The organism is Longicatena caecimuris, from assembly GCF_004341945.1.
GTDB lineage: Bacteria > Bacillota_I > Bacilli_A > Erysipelotrichales > Erysipelotrichaceae > Longicatena > Longicatena caecimuris.
Map to the genome: position 1 here is coordinate 108188 of NZ_SMBP01000006.1, position 24289 is coordinate 132476.

21 protein-coding genes are annotated in these 24289 nt (G+C 39.8%); 2 read left to right on the forward strand and 19 right to left on the reverse strand.

Annotated elements, in window-relative coordinates; genetic code table 11:
* Positions 1 to 245: 245 nt before the first annotated feature.
* The 3 genes from EDD61_RS05150 to EDD61_RS05155 all read right to left on the reverse strand — a co-directional run bounded on the left by EDD61_RS05150 (position 246) and on the right by EDD61_RS05155 (position 1573).
* Positions 246 to 668, reverse strand: coding sequence for a DUF3795 domain-containing protein (locus EDD61_RS05150; protein ID WP_132224380.1), 423 nt, complete (start codon positions 666 to 668; stop codon positions 246 to 248).
* Positions 669 to 748: 80 nt separating this feature from the next.
* The gene (locus tag EDD61_RS13770; RefSeq protein ID WP_008689621.1) at positions 749 to 892 is read right to left on the reverse strand and encodes a hypothetical protein; all 144 of its coding nucleotides are present in this window, start codon (positions 890 to 892) and stop codon (positions 749 to 751) included.
* Positions 893 to 1219: 327 nt separating this feature from the next.
* Positions 1220 to 1573, reverse strand: coding sequence for a helix-turn-helix domain-containing protein (locus EDD61_RS05155; protein ID WP_008689622.1), 354 nt, complete (start codon positions 1571 to 1573; stop codon positions 1220 to 1222).
* Between the two features lie 205 nt (positions 1574 to 1778).
* Between EDD61_RS05155 and EDD61_RS05160 the strand changes: the two genes are divergently transcribed.
* Positions 1779 to 2504, forward strand: a complete 726-nt coding sequence (locus tag EDD61_RS05160; protein ID WP_008978791.1) for a sugar isomerase domain-containing protein — start codon at positions 1779 to 1781, stop codon at positions 2502 to 2504.
* Between the two features lie 196 nt (positions 2505 to 2700).
* Here the strand turns inward: EDD61_RS05160 and EDD61_RS05165 are convergent, their stop codons facing one another.
* From EDD61_RS05165 to EDD61_RS05230, 14 genes are all read right to left on the reverse strand, one after another.
* Positions 2701 to 3588 (reverse strand): ROK family protein, encoded by an 888-nt coding sequence (locus EDD61_RS05165; RefSeq protein ID WP_132224381.1) that lies wholly within the window; start codon positions 3586 to 3588, stop codon positions 2701 to 2703.
* Between the two features lie 313 nt (positions 3589 to 3901).
* Complete coding sequence (locus tag EDD61_RS05170) at positions 3902 to 4771, reverse strand: ketose-bisphosphate aldolase (RefSeq protein WP_132224383.1); 870 nt, start codon at positions 4769 to 4771, stop codon at positions 3902 to 3904.
* A gap of 21 nt (positions 4772 to 4792) precedes the next feature.
* On the reverse strand, positions 4793 to 5647 hold the full coding sequence (locus EDD61_RS05175; protein WP_132224385.1) for a class II fructose-bisphosphate aldolase: 855 nt from the start codon (positions 5645 to 5647) through the stop codon (positions 4793 to 4795).
* A 154-nt stretch (positions 5648 to 5801) separates the two neighbouring features.
* Positions 5802 to 6890, reverse strand: coding sequence for a PTS fructose transporter subunit IIC (locus EDD61_RS05180; protein ID WP_008689627.1), 1089 nt, complete (start codon positions 6888 to 6890; stop codon positions 5802 to 5804).
* A 20-nt stretch (positions 6891 to 6910) separates the two neighbouring features.
* Complete coding sequence (locus tag EDD61_RS05185; RefSeq protein WP_008689628.1) at positions 6911 to 7222, reverse strand: PTS fructose transporter subunit IIB; 312 nt, start codon at positions 7220 to 7222, stop codon at positions 6911 to 6913.
* Positions 7223 to 7678: 456 nt separating this feature from the next.
* Positions 7679 to 8308 (reverse strand): hypothetical protein, encoded by a 630-nt coding sequence (locus tag EDD61_RS05190; protein WP_132224387.1) that lies wholly within the window; start codon positions 8306 to 8308, stop codon positions 7679 to 7681.
* Between the two features lie 600 nt (positions 8309 to 8908).
* Complete coding sequence (rlmD, locus tag EDD61_RS05195) at positions 8909 to 10240, reverse strand: 23S rRNA (uracil(1939)-C(5))-methyltransferase RlmD (RefSeq protein WP_132224389.1); 1332 nt, start codon at positions 10238 to 10240, stop codon at positions 8909 to 8911.
* A 39-nt stretch (positions 10241 to 10279) separates the two neighbouring features.
* Positions 10280 to 10885 (reverse strand): hypothetical protein, encoded by a 606-nt coding sequence (locus EDD61_RS05200; protein ID WP_008689729.1) that lies wholly within the window; start codon positions 10883 to 10885, stop codon positions 10280 to 10282.
* A gap of 48 nt (positions 10886 to 10933) precedes the next feature.
* A complete protein-coding gene (gene gatB / locus EDD61_RS05205; protein WP_132224391.1) occupies positions 10934 to 12361 on the reverse strand; it encodes an Asp-tRNA(Asn)/Glu-tRNA(Gln) amidotransferase subunit GatB in 1428 nt (475 codons plus the stop codon).
* Positions 12358 to 13779, reverse strand: a complete 1422-nt coding sequence (locus EDD61_RS05210) for an amidase family protein (RefSeq protein WP_132224393.1) — start codon at positions 13777 to 13779, stop codon at positions 12358 to 12360. The genes gatB and EDD61_RS05210 overlap by 4 nt, the downstream gene beginning before the upstream one ends.
* Before the next feature lies 1 nt (position 13780).
* On the reverse strand, positions 13781 to 14074 hold the full coding sequence (gene gatC / locus EDD61_RS05215) for an Asp-tRNA(Asn)/Glu-tRNA(Gln) amidotransferase subunit GatC (RefSeq protein ID WP_008689732.1): 294 nt from the start codon (positions 14072 to 14074) through the stop codon (positions 13781 to 13783).
* Between the two features lie 9 nt (positions 14075 to 14083).
* Positions 14084 to 15196: a CamS family sex pheromone protein gene (locus EDD61_RS05220; protein WP_008689733.1), complete on the reverse strand. Its 1113-nt coding sequence runs from the start codon at positions 15194 to 15196 to the stop codon at positions 14084 to 14086.
* Entirely contained in the window at positions 15193 to 17181 is a 1989-nt protein-coding gene (gene ligA, locus EDD61_RS05225) for an NAD-dependent DNA ligase LigA (protein WP_132224395.1), read from the reverse strand. Before ligA ends, EDD61_RS05220 begins: the two co-directional genes overlap by 4 nt.
* An 11-nt stretch (positions 17182 to 17192) precedes the next feature.
* The gene (locus tag EDD61_RS05230) at positions 17193 to 19472 is read right to left on the reverse strand and encodes an ATP-dependent helicase (RefSeq protein ID WP_132224397.1); all 2280 of its coding nucleotides are present in this window, start codon (positions 19470 to 19472) and stop codon (positions 17193 to 17195) included.
* Positions 19473 to 19794: 322 nt separating this feature from the next.
* Between EDD61_RS05230 and EDD61_RS05235 the strand changes: the two genes are divergently transcribed.
* A complete protein-coding gene (locus EDD61_RS05235; protein WP_132224399.1) occupies positions 19795 to 21390 on the forward strand; it encodes an LCP family protein in 1596 nt (531 codons plus the stop codon).
* 59 nt (positions 21391 to 21449) lie between these two features.
* Here EDD61_RS05235 and EDD61_RS05240 read toward each other — a convergent pair whose 3' ends face one another.
* Positions 21450 to 23240 (reverse strand): aminopeptidase P family protein, encoded by a 1791-nt coding sequence (locus EDD61_RS05240; protein WP_132224401.1) that lies wholly within the window; start codon positions 23238 to 23240, stop codon positions 21450 to 21452.
* Between the two features lie 104 nt (positions 23241 to 23344).
* On the reverse strand, positions 23345 to 24214 hold the full coding sequence (locus EDD61_RS05245) for a S24/S26 family peptidase (protein WP_132224403.1): 870 nt from the start codon (positions 24212 to 24214) through the stop codon (positions 23345 to 23347).
* Positions 24215 to 24289: the final 75 nt, after the last annotated feature.

Sequence of the window (24289 nt, forward strand, 5' to 3'; positions counted from 1 at the left end):
GGAACTTATATTATGAATATCCTTCGATAATATAGAAATTCTAATGGTACCCATGCTATAGCAAAATGAATATACCATACGATTTCTGTATTAAAACAGTGAATGCTTTATTGTTATAAAAACCATAAACCCTATCATAAACATAGAACCTAAAAAAAACCATTCCTCCTTATGACGAAATGGTTCTCTTAGGTTTTACCGCCTTTTCTCTGATGATCGTTTCTATGATGCTATCACAAATGAGACTAGTTATTGTTTACTTTCTCTGTTACTTCTTCTTCATATGTATCTAGCAGCCTTCGTGCTTCTTGTTCATCCTCACAGCCAAAATATGCCAATGGATAACATATCCCATGTATCTGATTCAAAAAAATCTTACTAGCCAATTCCATAGGACCCCCATATTTTGCACAGCGAATCGCTGCACGATAAACAGCAGGTTCATCCAGTGCGAACACATCCTTATCACAAGGAGCATCATCACAATCCCAACAGCCAGCAATGCCTTTTTCTTTACAACAATGCTGTTGATAACAACCTGTCTTCTGCATATGCCTTGCCAGTGTTGGATCATTGGATTTACAGCCTTTGCAAAACCAAGCATCTGCGCAAAGCGCACATGCCTTTCCGCAATACCCCAGATTATTCCTTACATCCTTTTCATTCATTCGTGTTACCTCTGTCTTATATCGTTATGCATTTGTTATCTTTATTATAGCATAGGCGATAGATAAAGTAAGCCATTTACTCAGCTTTTTTCATCATTTAAAAACTGTTTCAGCGTAATTAAAAAGTCACAGAAGGTTTCCTTTTGTTCATTTGAAAGACTGCGAAAAAACTGGATGATCGCAACTTCTTTTTCATCTACCTCCATTAGCTGTTTTTCTTCCATACCACACCACTCCTTCGTTTTATATAGTATAGATTTCCTTAGCAGTTGTCCATAGATAATCTGCTATAAATAGCAGATTCTACATCCTATTCACCATAATTTCTGATAATTTTACAAAAATTGTAAGTTCTTAGAATAAAAAAGCTTTTTCATAATTTTATAACCATATGAAAAGAATATAGGACATGTAGAATCTTTTAGGCTCTAAGCTTTAAAGCTTGAAACATTGAATAATTTTTCTAGCTCTCTAAAGTGCTGATGAATACATCTGGTTATACTAGACATATCGATGTTTCCATAAAAAAGAAAACAGCGCCGTTGGCACTGTCACTTAATTAGTTTGCGAATCTGTTTGGCTGTCTGAATAAAATCCTTCTTCCCACAAGCATTTAATCCATCCAACAAGGCCATATACTCCAGCTCATCCTTTTCCTTAACAATACGATGTGGATTATGAAATTCCGGAATTAATAAAATCTGATTCATATTAATTTCCAACGTCAAACAGATATGAGTTAGTATATCTAATGGCGGCTGTGTATTCCCAGTCACATAAGACGAAATCGAACGTTGTGTAGAACCTACGATTCCCGCTAATTCTGATTGTGTCATATGTTTCCGTGCTAACCCTTCTTTGATCGCATAACCAATTGCTTGGTTGATCTCCGTTGTTTTTGCCATACTCCCACTCCTTAAGTATGTACATTATAAAATATTTTGATTAAACATTCTCTACGATACCAAAATAAAGAGTATTATCGTCTATTTATTTTTACAAATCCACTATAATGTATATTTTTTAGAAAGATTGTGTATATCTGCATAATTTTGCTACGCCTCACTCCATCTTTCATGGTATACTGAATGCAAAGAAAGAAGGTGCATTATGGAGTTTTTTAAAACCTATCACGAAGTTGTGATGAAGGCGATGGAAAATGCCACAAAAACCAATGAAGATGCCATTGAAAAAGGCGCAAAACTGATGGCAGATGCTGTCCAAAATGGTCATACCTTATATACCTTTGGAACAGGCCATTCCCACATGATCGGTCAGGATGTGTACGCAAGAGCTGGTGGTTATGCAAAAATTTATCCAATCGTTGAGATTGAGATGACTTTGGCAACCCATCCTACCAAGAGTACCCATGTGGAACGTACGGCAGCTTACGCTGATGTATTGGATGTGTTATATCACATAGAAGATGGCGATGTCATCATCGCCACAAGCAACTCCGGACGTAATCCTTTGGTGATTGAGTATATGATGCGTGCAAAAGCAAAAGGTGCTAAGATTATTGCGATTACTTCCTTATCTCATTCAAAGACGATCAAAAGCCGTCATGAGAGTGGCAAGCGTCTGTTTGAGTTAGCTGATGTTGTCTTAGATAATGTCGCTCCTTATGGCGATGCCGGAGTGGATATTGATAAGGAAACACGTATGGGGCCAATCAGTACGCTGACCGGATGCTATCTGGCACAATTGCTGATGGGATGCTTTGTGGAAGATTTGAAACAGCGTGGGGTAGATGCTCCCGTGTTTAAATCCAGTAATATGGATGGAGCAGACGCCTATAACCAAAAGCTGTTTGATGCCTACGTTATTAAAAAGTAGAATGCTTTGCAGGTAACAGATCCTCTGGGAGATTGAAAAGCGATTTGATCTTTACCTACATAGAAAACAAAATAGAAAAGCTGGTTAAAAACAGTAAGTGAATCCCTAAGTTTAGACATCCAAGGAAAGGAAGTCAGTAATACACTTACGAACCAGCTTTTTTTGTATGCTTTTTTTTATTTAAACGATGCATGCCTTAAGCATGAAAGACAAGATAGGCAGCCCCAATCAATCCACAATCTTCATCCAATTGTGCTTTTACCACCTTCACATTATCTTTTAAGGCATCATATACTTTTTCTTTCACACGTGCTTCCATCTCTTCAATAAAGCCCTCAATCTTTAATGCTACACTACCACTTAAGACAAAGATATCCGGATCTAAAACAGCATAGAAAGTCGCCATTAAATTTGCCAAATACTCCTTGGCATCCTCCATGATCTGCATTGCTGCCACATTGCCCTGTTTTGCCAAATCATTGACTTCACCGGCATGCGCAACCGTTAAACCGGCTTCTTGTGCACGTTTGGTAATGGCAGTACCACTGGAAATAGATTCAATGCTGCCTTTCTTTAAATCCCCCTGTGAAGGTCCATCTTTCCAAAAGATACAATTCGCAATTTCTTGGGCAAAGCCCCGGGAACCATGGAAAAGCTGTTTATCAATAGCTAAACCAGTACCGATACCTGTCGATATCGTTAAAAACTGTACATGCGAATATCCTTTTCCTGCCCCGATTGCAGCCTCTGCCAAACAAGCCAGATTTGCATCATTTTCTAAAATAACCGGCACTTGACACACTGTGGATAACTCCTTGGTAAGAGGAAGATGATGCCAGCCAGGAAGATTGGGCGGAGTTAAGACTACCCCATGTACCAGATCCAAAGGCCCTGGACAAGATACGCCAATCCCTTTTACCGTATGTCCAAAAGCGGCAATCGTATCTGCTATTCTTTGAAACGTGATAGCAGGATGAAGGGGATCTGTCGCAAACTGTTCGCGTTGTAAAACTTCATAAGCTTCATTAATCAGTGCTACTCTGGTATTTGTACCACCGATATCAATACCCACTGCATAATTCATAAATTTACCTAGTATAAGAACATCCTTCCTATACCTATCCTTTCTTTCATATTTTTTAAGTTGTACTGCCTGTTTATAAGGATTCCTTTAAAAGCTGTACTAGCAATATCCTTCTTGTGCATGTGCCACCTGCATCAGCCAAAGTATGCTTTTAGTCATAGCAATTAACATCCAGCTAAGGATCTATCTTCAGCCAAAGTATGCAATATTAGCAATTGACAAAAACCTCACCAGTAGCGCACAACATCCATCACAGCACTTAAACAGACATCTTTCACTAAGAAAAAAAGGGGACTTTCATCCCCAAAGCAGATTATTCGTAATAGCACTTCACTTTGTCGTTGGAGTTGAACAAGCGAATTTTTTCTTCGACTACTTTTCCACAAGCTTCCATTGCGTCTGGATAGATTTCCAGTGGTTCGCGATAGCCTGGATTTTCTGCCAATGTCTTACGACACTGTGTATAGAAAGCAACCTTGATATCGCTGGAAATATTGATCTTGCAAATACCATTTGCTACAGCTGCCGCAATTTCTTCATCCTTGTTACTAGATCCACCATGTAATACCAATGGTACATCTACCTGATTTGTAATGTCTTTTAAGATGTCAATGCGTAATTCTGGTTTCATATCTTTTGGATAAATACCATGTGCGGTACCAATTGCTACAGCGAAAGTATCAATACCCGTATCTTCAATAAACTGTTTTGCTTCTTCTGGCACGGTATAGATAACACCTTCCGTTCCACCTTCAATGGAATTGCCAGTAGTACCAATGGTTCCTAATTCAGATTCTACGGATACATTTACGATATGTGCGGTTTCTACAACCTTCTTTGTAATCGCTACATTTTCTTCATAAGGCAGCTTAGATGCATCGATCATAACCGAAGTCATGCCGGCACGGATAGCACGTACAGCAGTTTCATAAGAATCTCCATGATCAAGGTGGATACATACCGGTACATCTGTCTGTGCTGCTTCGTAGATCATTGCCTGAATCTGTGCATTTCCCACGAAGTTAAATTCATCTGGACTCATTTCCAGGATAACCGGACTCTTTAATTCTTTCACTTTCTTCATTACAACTTTTAACAGCTGGTCTGAACCGATATTGAATGCAGGTACAGCAAAGTGATTCTTCTGTGCGACTTTTAATAAGTCTTTCATATTCATTAACATAAGTATTTCGCTCCTTTTCCCTTATAGGGATTTCCCTTGTGATTTTGATAGTTTGATGTAATGCTTAATGATTTCCTGACTGTCTTTTTCTACCTGATGCATCATTACCCAGTAATTGATGTCAGGGTCTTTTGCTAACTGTTGTTTGATACTTGCGACATTGGCATTCATGAAGTCACAGCCAACGTTGATTTTATTAATACCATATTGAACACAATTTTCTATATTCTGATCCCCTGAGCCACTGCCGCCATGCAGCACCAATGGCATGTTTGTTAATGCTTTGATTTCTTTTAGACGTTCAAAGTCAAATTCCGGCACATAGCCTTTTGGATAGTTGCCGTGTGATGAACCAAAGGAGATGGCTAAGGCATCCACTCCGGTTTCCTGGGCAAAACGCAATGCCTGTTGTGGATTGGTTTTCATATCCTCATTCGTAAAGTTATCCCCTGCACTTGCGCCCATGCAGCCGATTTCCCCTTCTACACTGGCGTCAAACTGTTTGGCGAAGTCAACAATTTCGCGCGTCATGCGAATATTGCCTTCTAGATCATAACGTGAAGCATCGACCATAACACTGCTGTAACCATCTTGCAGGGCTTTTTTTAACAGCCCGACTTCTTCACCATGATCGAAATTTAAGGCAACTTCAACACTCGCACGGTTTGCTAACAGCTTAACGATTGGCGCAATCAATGCACTGTCACAATGATTGACCATATGCTCCTGCACAATGTTCACAATGATTGGAGCACGCAGCTCTTGTGCTGCGTTGATAACGGCACGCGCCGTTTCAATATTAAAGCAGTTGATGGCCATAACGGCATAGTTGCCTTCATTGGCACGTTGCAACATGCCTTTCATAGATACGTACATAGAACCCCTTTCTGTTGAATGTCACGATTGGTACTGGTTAAGCGTAGGTTTGTTTGAGAAGGCAGGAACAACCCCTTATATCGTCCCTTGCACCTTCAAGGTTTAGCCACCTTTTCTTAGATAGCACCAATCGTGTTTTTTTCAACATGTTATCTTAGGAAATCTTGATATCAGATAAATCCATTTCCTCTTCTACTTCTTCTTCCTGTACTTCATCAGCAGCAGTTCTTGGTTTCTTAATCAATACCAGCAGAATCGCTGTTACACAAGTACCTGCCAATAGCGCAAACAATGCACCGATTGGATTTGACATTGCCGGAATTACGAAGACACCACCAGATGGTACAGCACTTGCAACACCTAAGCTAAAGCTGATAGCACCACAGACACCACAGCCGGTTGCTGTACAGATGACCGTACGAATTAAGTCGTTCATAGCAATTGGAATAACACCTTCACTAATCATGCACAGACCCATAGGGAAGGCAACTTTGATGTTTTCTACTTCGGTTGAAGTATAGATGTTTTTCTTCATGAATTTAGAGAATACGAAGGATAAGGTAATACCTAGTGGAGGTACCATAGCAGCTAATACTTTAATTGCTTCTGGTTCCTGGATTCCTTCCAGTAACAGACCATCACAGATTAGGTTAGGTACTTTACTGATAGGTCCACCGAAGTCGATACAGCCAAGTGCACCGATGATGAAGCCATACAGAACTTTTGCGCTCTTATCAAGACCAGTGATGAAGTTTGTTAAGGCTTCTGTAGCCCAAACGATTGGTGTACCGATAACGAAGTACATCAGCAATCCACCAAGAATAGCAGATAAGGTTGGAATGATCATCATAGGCATTAAAGCTTCTGCCCAGTGAGGAACTTTCAAGTTCTTGCGGATGAACAGTGCGATGTAACCAACGATGTAACCACCGACCATACCGCCTAAGAAGCCGGCTCCTAAGAAGGATGCAATCTGTCCCATTAAGAAACCTGGGGCGATACCTGGACGATCAGCGATTGAGTATGAGATGTAACCGGCGATAAAGGATGGCAATAGGCCCATTCCCAGAACACCAAGTGAAGTTAAAGCACTTGGAATTGTCATTTTACTTAAATCTGTAACAACTTCGCCACCCATTAAATTACCAATGGCAATCAATAGACCACTTGCTACAACCAGCGGCAGCATGTAGGAGATGGCAGTGAGGGCATGTCTTTTCAATTCTGCTCCCAATTTTTTCATTTCAATTTTCCTCTCTTTCCTTATTTATTTAATTCAGCTTCGATTTTCTGAAGTAACTGTTTTGGCGCTTTTACGCAAACATTGGTTGGAACCTTAACAGTTCGTTTCCCCTCGAATCGTTCTGTTCCCGTGATGGCAATGTCAATTGCCAGGATGACAACATCGGCAGCTTTGATTTCTTCCGGTGTTAATTCATCTTCGGTTCCAATAGTCCCTTGAGTTTCTACGTGAATCGTGTGTCCCAGACTTTCAGCAGCACGAATCAGTTTTTCTTTCGCAATATACGTATGAGCAATACCGGATGTACAAGCAGCAACAGCAACTATTTTCATTTGTACGTCCTCCTTTCTTAACTGTCTATATTATAATCGTAAGAAAGGAAGTGGGATTATTTCTATGGGGCTTTTTAATGCGGTAATTTTTCCCTTATTTTAAAAAGGGGCGGAAATAATAATGCGGTATTTTTTGAGGTTGTGGGAAAGGGAGCAGGAAGAATAATGTGGAAGTTTTTTGGAGTAAAGATAGGATTGATTGCGTGATGAAAGTGGTAAGGATGGATGGAGGAAAATGCGAAAAGAAAAGATGCAGGGTGTGGCTGAATCTGAAAAGGAATCTTTAACGTATGATGAACTGCAATTTTGTAATGATACTGCATTATCCCTCAGTAATCTCAATTCATTAAGGGATATACTAATTTTTTATTTGTTTTTTTAGTATTAATACATTTCCCCTTCATATTATTTTATTAATCTTTGCATATAAAATTCAAAGAATGTGATCTAACATAATCATTTGATTTTGTCTTCCGCAGGATCGACTCCAAAAAAATGTTCGTGATTTCTTTTGCATTCCAATGCTGGTATTTTTCTTATCACCTCACGTTTAATGCTCCCATCACTATGCATTACTTCTCGCCATTCTACCGGTTTATTATAATATTTCATCTTTCCACCACATATAGGACATTTAGCAATATGTATTTTCTCCAAAACAATATATCCTCCAAAACCATTAATTGCATAATTCAAAATTAAAGGCACTCTTATTTGCTTTTTGACAATTCTTCTCAGACTAAAAAACAATATAAACAGAAAAATTAGAATAGTCAAAATAATTAAATATGTTTGTGTTGGAAAATCCACAATAGCTTGAATGTTTCCTTTGAAAAGCTTCCATACATTTACCACCAATTTACCAAGTGGGAATATTCCAAGAACTGCAATAATGAAACTTATCCAAGTTAACACTGCCAAAGTAAAAGGGCTTCTCCATTTTGGTTCTGGTGTGTATGTTGCCTTTATTGTTGATGAATCAGAATTATTATTGTTAATTATATCTCCAGTTGCAATTTGTGTCGTTCCATAAAAATTCATAGCGTCGTTGAAATTATTTTCATTACGATTTTTGCTTTTATCCATTTTTTAATCACTTCCTTTATCTGTTGAATGAAACTAGATTTTTTCTTAGAATATCCTTCTCACTTTTAATAGCATTACTCCTTCTTGCTTTTTCAATATGTACCACTTTAAAATATCTCCTTTGATACAATTGCCTGACTATTATCTGTAGGTAAAATATTGTGCCTCGCTGTTTCTGAATTTTACTGGTTGCAATATCCAAATGGACATCCGTTAATAGCCACTAAAGTGTTGTGCTGTTGTCCTTGTTAAGTGTAATACCTGTGGCGCTAAGCATTGCGATTATTCCACACTATTCGTACTGACGCGACAATAAATACCAACACGCTTTTATCGTTTTGGTATTACGGAATAAATACACTCTTTTGTTTTTCGACACAAAGTATCACTAACTCTCTGACACCTAATCATCACCGTCTTGTTTTCGATGTTTATGATTAGTCAATTCATTAACTTAACCTATCACTGTATTCATACTGTTAATTCAACACTTCGACAAAATAGTGGTTATGTTCCTTAAAAGACTTAAGTTATCTCGCAGAAAAATATTTTCAAGTGATAAGACGCAGGAATTCCTTTATTTCAAGCCATTTCTACACTCTATTTCTCAGCCCATGACATCGATACGACACACTCCACATGATGCGTCCACGGGAACATATCCACCGGCTGCACCACCTCAACACGATACCCTTTCCCCTCCAAAATCCGCAAATCTCTTGCCAACGTTGCCGGATCACACGACACATACACCAACCGCTCCGGTGCCATCTGCACGATACTATCCAAGGTAACCTGATCACACCCTTTTCTCGGTGGATCCACTACCACAACATCCGCTCTTCCCCCCTGCTCACTCATCTTCTTCGCATACGCCGCTGCATCACTGCACACAAATTCCACATTATTCAAGCCATTCAAGGCCGCATTCTCTCTGGCATCACGCACCGCCTGCTCAACGATTTCAATACCGATGACCTTCCCAGCTTTCTGCGCCAAAAACATACTAATAGTCCCCACGCCGCAATATAAATCAATGACTGTTTCATTTCCCTTCAAATCACAAAACTCCAACGCTTTTCCATACAGCACCTTTGTCTGCACAGGATTCACCTGATAAAACGATTTCGCGGAAATATGAAACTTCAATCCATTGATTTCATCCGTAATAAACGACTCCCCATACAGTACCTCTTCCTGTTTCCCTAAAATCACATTGTCCTCACGTGTATTCAGATTCAACACAACGCTTTTAATCTCCGGTATCGTTTGTACTAACTCCTGCACCATTTCTTCCCTATGTGCAAACTTCTTCTGTCGCACGATCCATACAACCATGACTTCTCCTGTCACAAAGGCATGTTTAATTAACAAATGACGGAATACACCGGCATTTCCATACTTTTTAAACAAACTTCGCATCGTCTGTAACACCGCATTGATCTTTACACTTTGAATGCCACAGCTATCCGTATCAATGATCGTATTGGAATTAATACGATAAAACCCTGTTACGACCTGTCCTTTTACAACACCTACCGGTATCTGCCCCTTATTGCGATAATGATCAGGTTGTGTCATACCTAAGACATCTTCCACTTGCACATCCAATTTCGCAATGCGCTCAATAACATCCTGCACCTTCTGTTTCTTAAATGCCAGCTGTTCTTTATAAGACATATGCTGCAGCTGACAACCGCCACATTGTTTTGCGATTGGACAAGCTGGACTTACACGCTCTTCATTCACCTTATCCAGCTTCAATAAACGCGCAAATCCATAGCTCTTTTTTACCAACGTAACAACAAGCTCGCCACTTTCTTTATTCATCATACCTTTGACAAACAGTGGAAAGCCATCAATTTTCACAACCCCATGCCCATCACTTGTATAGCCGCTGCATACACCAAATACATGTTCGTTCTTCTTCATACCCATACTCCTTAAAAAAGGGCATTACGCCCTTTTCTGTTATTTATCCTTTTTCTGTTCTTCCAACAGTTTATTTGCCTGTTTCTTATTACGGGCACTGCTTAAGGTATCGGTTACTGCTTTCTTCGCAGAGGCGTTTTTCACCTTTTCCTTATACACCCATCCGCTTGTGTCATCACCTTCCGGGATGAAATTGTACACATGAATATCCAGGTCATACATTCTCACATCTTTTTGATTAGTGAAATATGTCTTGACCGGTAATATTTTAACAACCTTATCATAGGCATCATTTAAGACACTTTTCACCTTACTACTGCCTGCTTTATCATCTAAATCAATAGTAATGCGCAAGGTAGCACTCTTTAAATTGACTTCCACATTTTCTGCACCATCAAATTTTAAAGCATCCTTTACCTTTGTTAATTGTTCTTCTGTGATTGCCGGATCAAGGGAATTGTCAAAACGACTTCCAACCGTTGGCGTGCCGGCACTCTCTTTGGCACTTAAATAAATATAACCTAAAAGCAACACCGGTATCAGAATTACCACAGCGGCAATCCAATAAAGAATTCTGCTTTTCGTATGTTTTGCTTTTCCAGTCGTCTGTTTATCAGTCGTCTGTTTTTTGCCTTTTTTCGCCATATTATCACTCCTGACAATATTCATTGTACTAAATTTCATTGGAAAAAGCTATCTTTTCTTTAATTCTTCCTGAATAAGTTTGTTCGTTAAAGCCGGATTTGCCTGTCCTTTGCTGGCCTTCATGACTTGACCAACTAAGAAACCAACGGCTCTGTCTTTTCCGTTTTTAAAGTCTTCAATGGATTGAGGATTGGCATCTAATACACTGGTAACCATTGCCAACAGTTCACTGGTATCACTCATCTGCTTCATGCCTTTTTCTTCCACGACCGTCTTAGGATCCTTGCCTTTCATGATTTCTTCAAATACGACTTTTGCCTGTTTGCCACTAATTTCTCCGGCTTCTACCATATTGATCATAGCAGCTAAATGCTTTGGCTCACATGGATTGTTGGCAAACTTGATATTGTCCTTATTCAAAGCTGCCGGTAATTCTACAATGACCCAGTTTGCTGCTTTCTTAAAGTTTTTCGTATGTTCACATACGGCATCAAAGAAATCACCTAAGTCACGATTGGCAACCAAAACACTTGCATCGTATTCCTTTAAACCATTTTCTTTCATATAACGTGCTTTACGTTCATCTGGTAATTCTTCCATATGTTCCTGAATATCCTTGATCCATGCAGCATCTAAACGAATTGGTGGAATATTTGGTTCAGGGAAGAATTTATAATCCACATCGCCTTCTTTTTTACGCATTAGAATCGTCGTCTTTTGCGTTTCATCATAACGACGTGTAGCCTGTACAACTTTTTCACCCTTGCTGACAAGTGCAATTTGACGTTCTACTTCCGCATCAATGGCTTTTTGCACATTGGAAATAGAGTTTAGGTTCTTAACCTCCGTCTTTGTGCCAAAGGTATCACTGCCTGCTTCACGAATGGATACATTGACATCACAACGCATGCTGCCTTCTTCCATTTTTACATCCGAAACACCTAAATACAACAATAATGTTCTCAGCTTTTCCACATAAGCGGCAGCTTCTGCCCCATTGCGGATATCTGGTTCACTGACAATCTCAATCAAAGGCGTACCGGCACGGTTAAAGTCAATCAATGTACCGGCTTCTGAGTGAAACTGTTTTGCGGTATCTTCTTCCATGTGGATGCGGTTAATGCGTATGTCTTTCTCTACGCCATCCTTGGTTTCGATATGAATGCAGCCACCTTTTCCGATAGGATGAAACTGCTGAGTAATCTGAAAGCCTTTTGGCAAATCAGAATAATAGTAATTTTTACGGTCAAATTTTACAAGTGGATCAATTTCACATTTTAAGGCTGTAGCTGCTTTAATTGCCAGCTTTACGGCTTCCTTATTGACACATGGCAATGTTCCGGGATGACCTAAGTCCACTTCATTGACACAGGTATTGGCAACTTCTCCAAAAGCCACAGGTGCTGAGGAGAACATTTTTGTCTTCGTTTTTAATTCACAGTGGATTTCAATTCCAATGACTGTTTCGTATTTCATGCGTCCACCTCCACATCATTTCCTTTTAAGCCGGTTTCTTCTTCAATGGCTTTTCCGATATTAAATAAGGTTTGTTCAGCAAATGGTTTTGCGGTCATATTAATACCGATTGGCATACCTTCCACAAAGCCGGTTGGCATGCTCATGCTTGGATAGCCGGAGAAATTCCCCATAACCATATAGTTTTCGGCAACCAAGACATCCTTGCTTAAGTGTTCATCCTGGCTGTCTTCACTTTTTGGCGCAATCATACCGGATGCACTGGCAATCACGATATCATAACCAGCTAATGCTTTTTTCAGTTCTTCAACGATCAAACGGCGTACTTTTTGTGCCTTACGGAAGATTTTTTCCTGGTTTTCTTCAAATAAAGAGTAGCTGCCGATGACAAAACGTTTACGTACATAAGGACATAAACCTTTGGTACGAGAATTGATCATGACTTCTTCCACACTTGCCCCATCTTCACGCATACCAAAGCGAATACCATCTAAATTGGAATGGTTCGCTGTAGCTTCGGCATTGGCAATGATGTAATAGACCGGCAGCATCGCACGCATCAGCTTATCATCAAAGCGTACATGCTCAACGATGGCTCCTCTCGCCTGTAATTTTTTCATCAGCGCATCAAAATTTTCTTTGATTTCAGCATTGGTAATGGCTTCTTGTACATTATCCAATATCGCAATCTTCTTGCCTTTGATATCACTGTTGATATCGCTTGCATAGTTTGGTACCGGTTCATAAGAGCTGGTCATATCACGATCATCTCTTCCTGCTAATACTTCCAATGCCACAGCAGCATCTTCAATGGCTGTGGTAAAATATCCCACATGATCCAAACTGCTCGCATAAGGAATGATACCGTAACGAGAAATTCTGCCATAGGTTGGTTTCATACCGATAATGCCATTATAAGCAGCTGGTTTACGTACACTGTCCCCGGTATCGGTACCGATGGCAAAAGGTACTACTCCACTAGCAACCAATACTGCACTACCTCCGGAACTGCCTCCGGAAATACGCATTGTATCCCAAGGATTATTCACCTTGCCGGTATAGGCATTCTTATTCGTTCCCCCCATACCTAGCTCATCCATAGAAGATTTGGCGATGACAATCGCACCGGCTTCTTTCAGTTTTTCACTGATATGTGCATCATATACAGGAATATAGTTATCCAGTATACGAGAGCTGGCAGTTGTTCTAACACCCTTCATATTCACATTGTCTTTTAATACGATTGGCATGCCATACAAAGGAGCATGTGGATCTTTGTTCGCTAAATCAGCTAACTGGCTATCCACATCGACAAAGCTTACAACAGCATTGAGCTCTTCTTGTTTTTCTTTTGCTCTTTCAACAGCGCTTTTTACACGTGTTTCGACATCTTCGATTCTCGCTCTTTCAAAATCCATCTTACTTCACCACCTTTGGTACATGTACATGTCCTGCTTTTACGCTTTTCGCATTGCTTAAAGCATCTTCCTGAGAGATTACATTTGCAACCACATCTTCACGCAGGAATTTTGTTTCTGCTTCGAATGGATAGATCATCTCTTCCACACCTTCGGTATCAATTTCATTTAGTACATCAATCTGTGACAGCAGTTCTTTAAACTCTGCCTGCAGCTCGACGACTTCATCATCGCTGACATCAAACATGATATCATGCGCCAGTTTCTTAAAATATTCTGCACTATACGCTTCCATATGTTCCTCCTACTCCATTAATTGTATAACGGTTACCTTACTGCTGCCTTTTTCTCTTTGCATTGCGCCAATTAAGACATCATCGCTTTTTAAACGCACCTTAATCGCAAAGCTAGTGCTAGAGAAAATTGACAGCGATGAATTTACCTTCTGCATCATCGCATTGGCTTCCGGCCATGTCTTCGCATGCATGGAAATATCAATCGTTAAGGATGCTAATTCCTTATCCTTGAAATGTCCGGTACCAATCACGGCAGTATCTTCCGGGAAGAAATTTTTGATTTCTTTTACCAGGCGATCAAAGTAAGTCGCATTGGTACTGTCTAGCTTTGTTGCGGCACTGCTTGGGAATAAGGCCCAAGCTTCATTCAGCCTACTGTATTCACCAATCGTCTTGGATTCAAAATAGGCTTCTTCTATAAAGGTTCCCGGTAAGGTCGTATTCACACCGCTTTCCTTAAACAAGGTTACATAGATTGGTGTCTTTTGGCCGATTTCCGGATGGGTCTTACGCAAGTAGCTGACAACCTTACGGCCGACCTCTTCCCCATACGCCCGTAATTTCGCATCACTTACGATGTCTGGATTGACACTGTCACCAATTTCATCATTGAGGACAATACCTAAAGATAACCCTTCTAAATCCTTACCATCATACCAGTCTAGCTCATAGATATCAATAAGTAAGACATCCTGACTGCCAATTTTTTTCTTTCCGTTATTGGTATCAATTTCGGTGCCGATTGCCGGATTCATACCATTCGGATTCTTTTCACTCGTTCTGCCTAATAAACCGACACGATCAAGTCCTGTCGCATCTAAGGCATCATAGCTCAAAAACTGACTTTCCTTATAAGCATAATCATCCGGTGAAAAATGTTCTTTGGAAAGGTTCATCATTCCTACCCCAATGATCATCGCTTCATTCAAATTGGTCGTATAGGCATGTTTAATGCGTGAACTGCTTGCCTCAAAGGGCAGTAAAGCCGCATAGTCACCTTCATGAATGACTGTGGTCTCTTCACTGGTTGTATCTTTTTTCGGTTTATTGGAACTACTGTTACAGCCGCTTACTACTAGGATAGCCGCTAAGGCAAGTAATCCTGTTGTTTTATGTTTCATGATGTCTTCACCTCCTGTAAAAAGGTTGCTTCATCCATCGTCGCAACACCTAAGCTTTGCGCCTTTGTCAGTTTACTGCCGGCAGCTTCGCCATAAATGACCAGATCTGTCTTTTTTGATACAGAGCCACTCACATTAGCACCTAAGGATTCTAAAAGCTCCTTAGCTTCATTGCGTGTCATCTGTTGCAAACTTCCGGTTAAGACAACGGTCTTACCAGTGAACATACTTTCCTGAATGATTTCTTCCTCACTATCCATACGTAAACCAAAGCCACGCAGATGATCAATCAATTCCACATTCTTAGGTTCTCGGAAGAAGGCCACGATACTTTGCGCTGTAATATCGCCAATATCTTTGATAGCAACCAGCTCTTCTTCACTTGCGGCCATAAGTTTCTCCATCGTAAGGAAATGTTTTGCCAAGACTTTGGCTGCTTTTTTGCCAACCTGACGAATGCCTAAGCCATAGACCAAATCCTCTAAAGGATTCTGTTTGCTTGCTTCAATGGCATCAATAAGTTTTTGATAAGAACGTTCCTTAAAGCCTTCCATCTGTAAAATTGTTTCTTTATGATCTTTTAAATGATAAATATCTTCAATCGTATTTAATAAGCCTTCCTTATGGAAGAATTCGACTTTTTTATCGCCTAAGGTATCAATATCCATGGCATCACGACTGGCAAAATGGATAATACTTTCCACAACGCGGGCTGGGCAATCCTGATTGATACAATAATGCGCTGCTTCATCACTCAATCTCACTAACGCACTGCCGCATACCGGACATTCCTTAGGAAACACATAACGTGCCTGTGTTCCGTTGCGCCGATCAAGCAATGGCCGTACAACTTCTGGGATAATATCTCCGGCCTTGCGCACAACGACATCATCCTGAATACGGATATCTTTTTCCTTAATCATATCCTCATTGTGCAGCTGTGCTGCTGATACACTAGTACCGGCGACACGCACCGGTGCCAACACCGCATTGGGGGTAATCCGTCCGGTCCTGCCAACGGTTAAGACGATATCTAACAGCTTAGTAACAACTTCTTCAGCCGGAAATTTATAAGCAATGGCATACCTTGGGGCTTTCACGGTCGTACCTAATTGTTCCCAGGCTGTCAATTCATTCACTTTGATGACCATACCATCAATTTCATATGGAAGATCATTACGCTGCTCACTCATTTCCTGAATAAAGCTCCATACCTCATCCATGCTGTTACATACTCGACGTAATGGATTCACCTTGATATGCAGCTGTTCCATTGTTTCTAACGCTTCTTCATGTGTCTGTATCCCAGCGCCTAAAGCATCCTCATAATAATATAAGAACGCATCCAGTTTTCGACTAGCCGCAATTTTACTATCTAATTGACGAATACTGCCAGCTGCCGCATTGCGGGGATTCGCAAAAACATCTTCGCCATTCTTTTCACGTTGCGCATTGAGTTCCGCAAAGCTTTTCTTTGGCATGAAGACTTCTCCACGCACCTCTACATCGCCCATGCGTTCAATGTGCATTGGAATGGAAGCAATCGTACGAACATTATTGGTTACATCTTCACCCACAAAGCCATCGCCGCGAGTCACCGCCTGTACAAAGCGGCCATCGTGATAATGTAAAGAAATGGCAAGTCCATCCATTTTCAATTCTACCACATAGCTCACCTTTGGCACGATACTGCGCACACGTTCATCAAAAGCCTGCAAGTCTTCCAAATTAAAAGCATTGCTTAAGGACAACATCTGCTGTTTGTGTGTTACCTTGGTAAACGCATCTAAAACCACACCGCCAACTCTTTGGGTAATTGAATTGGGATCTCGATATTGCGGGTAAGTATCCTCTAGCTTTAACAGCTCCTGATATGCCTGATCGTATTCCGCATCCGGCACACTGGGCTGATCCAATACATAATATTCATACGCATAAGTATCTAATTGTTTTCGTAATGCTAATATACGCTGTTGCACGTCCATATGTCAGCCTCCTATTTCTTGCTTAGAGATGGATGATTCACATTGATCTTACGAATGCCAAATCGTTTATCAAAGGCAATTGCCGCAAGTTCACCTTCCAGTTTAATGACCACACCATCACCAAAGACACTGTGATTCACCAAATCTCCTTTACGTATTCTGCCCTTTTTCTTATGTTTCATTTCACTTTTTCTATCATTTTGACTCGCCTTAGCCCCACCCATCGACGTTTCTTCATCATTAGGGAACGTTTGGATCATATCATCCTGATGTTCCTCATGAAACTGCGGTGCTTGAGAGGATAAAAAGGCATTTCCGGTAAATGTATCAACATCACTCGCAAAATGATTTCGTGGCTTAGCGCCAACTTCTTCTAAGTATTCTTCCGGCAGTTCCTTAACAAACCGTGAGGTTGTCTTTAGCTTATCTAAGACATAGCTATACCCATAAGAGTCTGATAAAAACAGCTGTTTTCTTGCGCGGGTAAAGGCCACATAGGCCAATCGGCGCTCTTCTTCCAAAGCTGCCTGACCTCCCTCGATAACACTTTTGTCATTTGGAAATATTCCTTCACACAAACTGTATACAAAGACATTATCAAATTCCAATCCCTTTGCCGCATGAATCGTCATTAACTGTACAAAATCACCACTGCTATCTGCCTCTTTATCGGTATATAAAGAAATCTCCTGTAAATATTCTTGTAAGGATCCCTGCGGGTTATTTTCCACATAGTCGGCGATATCACTAATCAATTCCTTGATATTTTCCAATCGCTCAATTTCTTTATCTTCCCGCAGCATTTCCAGATAGCCACTATCTTCCAATACCTTTTCCAACAGTTGATCAATGCTGATTTCATCCACCAGCTGACGGCATTCTTCAATCAACGCCACAAATGCCTGAATATTAGCCTTTGCCTTGCCTTTGCCGATTTCATACTGTTTGATTATTTCATACATATTGGTATTATCGTGTTCCGCCTGCTGCTCAATCAGCTCCATCGTTTTTGCGCCAATACCGCGTTTGGGCATATTGATGATTCGTTTGATGGAAAGGTTTTTATACAATTCCTTTTCATCATCCTCTTGTTTTGGTGCCAACAAACGCAAATAGCTTAACGCATCCTTGATTTCTGCACGATCATAGAAACGAATGCCCCCATAAATACGATAAGGGATGCGAAAATCCAACAACGCTTTTTCCAGTCCGCGTGATAAATAGTTAGAACGATACAATACCGCTATATCCCGATAGCAAACACCGCTGTGGGATAAAGCCATGATACGGCTGGCAACCCAAACCGGTTCATTGGCATCATCCATTGCCGTAAAGTGAATGATGGGATTATCCCCTTCCACTTCCGTAAATAAGTCTTTCTCAATACGATTGCGGTTATTGCGAATCAAGGCATTCGCCCCGTTCAATATCGGCTGTGTAGAACGATAATTCTGATTCAAAATGACCGTCTTACTGTCAGGGAAATCACGTTCAAAATTCATGATGATATCCACTTGCGCACCACGCCAAGTATAAATGGTTTGATCCGGATCACCGACCACACATAAATAGCTGTGATCACCTACTAACAGACGTATGATAGCATACTGTAAATTATCCACATCCTGAAACTCATCAACATGGATATACGTAAAACGACGCTGCCATTTTGCCCGTACTTCTTCTTTATCCTTTAAGATACGGTAAGCAAAAATTAACAAATCATCAAAGTCTAACCCATACATCTCTTTCAGACGTTTTTCATAATAAGCATACACATCAGCCTTGATCTGCTCCCCTGCCCATGGTCCGGCATTCGCTTTTGCCATCACAGGATCTACAAAATTAGTTTTATTGGCACTGATATAGCCCAACATGGAATTATAGCTGTAGCTTTTCACATCAATCTGCATTTGTTTATAAGCATCCCGTAAAATGCTTTTTTGATCATCACTATCCAAAATCGTAAAATTGCGTGGATAGCCTACTTCTAAGATATCCTCTCTTAACAGACGTACACAAAAGGAATGAATTGTTGAGATCTGGACAGCCTTAGCCACCTCGCCAAGCATTCCTTCTACACGTTCCTTCATTTCTTTAGCTGCCTTATTCGTAAAAGTGATCGCTAATATTTTATTAGGATACACCTGCATCTCTTCTATCAGATACGCGATTCTGGTCGTCACGACACGCGTCTTTCCACTGCCAGCTCCTGCAATGATACGCAGATGCTGATCTACTGTATGAACCGCCTCTACCTGCTGTTTGTTTAAATGTTCTAAAAACGACACAAAATCACCTCCCGCTTATTATACTATACTTTCCTCATGATTTCCTTAATATAAAATGAATTTCTTCGCAAATCTTTACAAACCTTTAACTCGCTTAGATGCAATGTACTTTGCATAGTCGTCATACTTCGACAAGGTTTCTTTCTGGCTGCTTGTATGATGAAGGTGGCACTTGTTTTCTAAGATAAAAAATGATGATCGCAGCAGGGGCAGCCATATGGAAGGAATGGGAATATTACAAAATATTCAGAAAAACAAAATAGTATTTTCTTTGCGACTATATTATAATAAAACAGATAACTTTATTTAATGGGGTGTTTACATGAAGCAGACAAAAAAAGCGCAGAAACCGAAGCGTTATTATACAAGAACAATTGATCTTTTCTTTTTATTGATCTTCTTAATCATCAGTATTATTTCTTTTACCATTGCCTTTAGCTTTGGTATTCTTCCACATACCTGGGTATTCATGGGTGCAGTCGTAATTTTCCTTATTTTTATCGGATTATTCCTTGTCAGTTTACGCAAGATGCCAAAATGGTTTATCCTGGTTAAACGTGCCTTCATCATTGTATTATGTGTCATCATCGGAGGCAGCGGGTATTTCTTAAATAAATCACGCATGACTATCAATCGCATGAATCAAAATGCCCAAAGTTCTATTACCAAATTACATATCTTAACCGCTAAGAACAGCAATATTTCCTCTATCAAAGATTTGGCAAATAAAATCATCGGTTTTCAAAATGGAGTAGATAAGAAAAATGCTGCCTATGCACAAAAACAGTTACGATCTTCTATCGCCAATATGCAGGTAAAGGAAGAGCTGGATTATACAACCTTATTATCAGATCTTAGCCTAAATGAAGTACAGGCGATTGTCATGAGTGATGTATATTATGGTATGTCAAAATCTAATATGAAAGATTTTGAAAAACAAGTCACCATTCTTGACACGATTGAAAAACCAAAGGAAAGCAGTCAAAAGGAAGAAAAAGATATTACAGAACAGCCTTTTACGATATATCTCAGCGGTCTGGATAATATGGGTTCTCCAGATCAACAGACACGTACAGATACGAATCTGATCTTAATCGTCAATCCCAAGGCCAATCACATTGATATGGTATCGTTGCCTAGAGATGGTTTTATTCCGAATACAGCATTACAAAATGCAAATGATAAACTGACACATACCGGTTTATATGGGGTGGATGCAAGTGTGGAAACCATTGAACAGTTTTTCAATATCCCGATTGATTATTATGCCCGTGTCAGTTTCAATTCACTGATTGAGATTGTAGATACGATTGGCGGCATTGATGTGGATGTCGAAATTAATTTCTGTGAGCAGGATGAAAATCGTAGTTTCAAGAAAGAAGATTTGATCTGTCTGAAGAAAGGTAAACAGCATTTAAATGGTAAACAGGCACTGGCTTATTCCCGGCACCGTAAGACAGAAGGCTATGACAATGCCGGCCGTGAACGCGCCCAGCAGCGTATCATCAAAGCCATCATCAATAAACTGATTTCACCAAGCGCTATTACTTATATTAATAAGCTGTTAGATATTGCGCCAAACTATGTCATCACCAATATGCCGACTTCACAAATTACCAGCTTTGTATCAAATGAATTAGAAGATTTGAAACCATGGACCATTTCTTCCATATCTAGTGATAATGGCGTATATGATAATCAATATACCGCCAGCCTTTCTAGCGAGTATGGCAAAAGTGATGTATATCTGTTTGCCAAGAATGAAGTTCATGCTGTAGTAAATGCATATGATGGTGCCAGCCAACCATTGGATATGAGCAATTATCATTTTGATGTAAGTAATCTTTATCAGGATACTCCTGCCATTAATGAAGATCCTCATATCGTTTGGGATACGATGGCCGATAATCCTCATTAAATAAACATTCAAGACGATTATGAAAATAAGAGCTACCTTTTGGGGGCAGCTCTTTTCTTTTAGATTGCTCTGGTCGCTTCACGAAGCCAGCTTTGTTCTTCTTCCTTTAAATAAGGAGAAATCTTTTCATATACTTCTTGATGATATGCATTCAACCATGCTTTTTCATACTGTGTTAATAAAGATGCATCAATACCATCCAGATCAAAGGGCACAAACGTAATGGTTTCAAAATACATAAATTGACCATATTCATTCTTTTCACCCTTGCATACGACCATTTCATTTTCATGACGAATACCATGAGAGCCTTCGACATAAACACCCGGTTCATTTGACTGCGTCATACCTTCCTCTAATACACAGCTATCATTTCTTTCTGGTACAATGCGCCAACGGAAACCATTTGGACCTTCATGAACATTCAATACATGTCCTACGCCATGGCCGGTACCACATTTATAATCTAGAGCAAGATCCCATAATGGTCCTCTTGCCAAAATATCCAAGTTTAAGCCACGACAACCATATAAGAAATGTGCTTTTGATAACGCGATATGGGAACGCAATGCTGTTGTGAAATGATGCTTGATTTCATCACTGATAGCACCTAACACAAAGGTTCTGGTAATATCGGTGGTGCCTTCCAAATACTGTGCGCCACTATCTACCAATAACATGCCTTCCGGTTTCAATTCGGCATTTGTTTCCTCATTGGCACTATAATGCATCATTGCCGCATGTTCCTTATAAGCCGATATGGTATCAAAGCTGATATCGAAACAGCCCTGTTCCTTGCGTAATGTTTCCAGGTATGCACTGGCACTGATTTCGGTAATCATTTCTTTACCGATCTTGGTTTTTAACCAATACATAAATTTACACATGGCAATTGCATCCTTAATGTGTGCTTTTCGATTATTCGCCAATTCAATCGGATTCTTCATCGCCTTCATAAGTTGGCTAGGATTAGGACGATTTATTACGGTAATCTCCTTATGCAGCCCTGAAGTAATAGCATAATTCACGATCGTTTTATCCAACAGCACAAAAGCATCTTGGGCAATTTTTTTCACATCCTCATAAATGGCATCGTATGGACATATGACAATAGCATTTTCTTGCAAATTATCACGTAATTGATCATCAAGCTTGCTTTCATTAATATATAAGGATGCACTGTTTTCATCAATGATCAGATAACTTAGCATTACCGGGAAGTGAGCAATATCCCAGCCACGCATATTCAAGATCCAAGCAATATCATCCAAAGATGTTACGATATGATGTGTCGCTTTTTCTTGTTTTAGGACAGCACGAATGCGTTTCAGTTTTTCTTTTGTACTTTCTCCACTGTAGCACTCTTCTAAAAAGAACCCTTTCTTTTTGGGCAATGCCGGTCTGTCTTTCCAGATCATTCCTACCAAATCTTCTTCACAAGCAAAAGTACTTTTTTTCGCCTGTAATTTATCCGCTAGTTTTTCCACAAGGGCAGTGTTCATTACGCGCCCATCAAAGCCTACCGTACCATGTTCAAAAACATTTTCATATAAATATTCTTCCATCGTAGGGACGCCTTCTTCACCTTGTTTCATTAAATCAATCGTTGTTCCCTGTAACTGGTTTTCAGCCTGAATAAAATAGCGCCCATCCGTCCACAACGCTGCCTTATCCTGACATACGATTAAAGTTCCCTGAGACCCACTAAAACCAGACATATATTTTCTTGCCTTAAAATGTTCTCCCACGTATTCGGTCTCATGAAAATCGGATGTTGGAATGATATAGGCATCCATATGGCGTTCTTTCATCAGCGAACGCAAAGCTGTTAGTTTTTCAATAATCGTCATAGCATTTGCCTCCTCATCAATCGTCTATCCTATTGTACCTCATTTTGCATATTCTGCCCACTCCTTTACGCAAATATGCGTTTAAAAAAAGAAGTGATGTTTCATCACTCCTGTGTATCCTCCATATTTTTATACGAAAGAATAGCTATGTGATAATGCGCTATATCTTTGGCATGTAAATGCGTATAAGAGAAATCTTTACTTTCCTTAGCAAGTATCCCTTCTTTACCACAGAGATACCATTTTTCATGGAAGAGTTCATGTTTTTGCTCATCATAGAAAGTCAGTTTTGCAACTATGTAAGAAACGGCTTCAGGAAAATAATTTGTCAATGTCCCATGCAGGTGGAGCGTGTCATTCATATCGATAAAGGAAGTAAGCTTTGTGATGGATAGCCTTTTCTGCATTTGTTTCTTTACTTCTGATAATGCCTTTTCTTTTTCTTTGATTTCTTTATCCTTTTCTTCCCATCGTGTGCGTATCACACGATTTATCAGAAAAATCACTGCTAATTCTGCATACATGAGTAAACCAAAAGGGCTTTTTAGAAAGAGGAAGATCTTTCCCAAATAAGGAATATGAAACATATATTTTCCGATAATATCTGAACGTGTTGTTTCATAATTATCATAATCTTTTGCACTCGCACCTTGTGTTCGATAATAAGTTATTCCATCTTTGACCTGTGTCTTCTTAAAATAATGCGTCAATAAAATATCTTTACCAAAACGATTGGCATGAAAGGTAACGATAGTATCTGGCTGCAATGGTTCATCTTCATCAATCCGTTTACTGAATACTAGAGAATGTGTAGGAATGATCGGCTCCATGCTATCCGTTAATACCGTATAAAAACGATAACCGATGAATTGAGAAGTCTTTTCCGGCCAAAAGACAGCACTTAACAGACATGATAAAAGTACTGTCAAGAGGGCAGCACTTATCAATTTTAGCCATTTTTTTCTCAATTGCATGACAATCTCTCCTTTAACATATTCTATCTTAAAGAGAACCTCCTTTTAAAAAAACCGTCGTTCGACGGCTTTTTG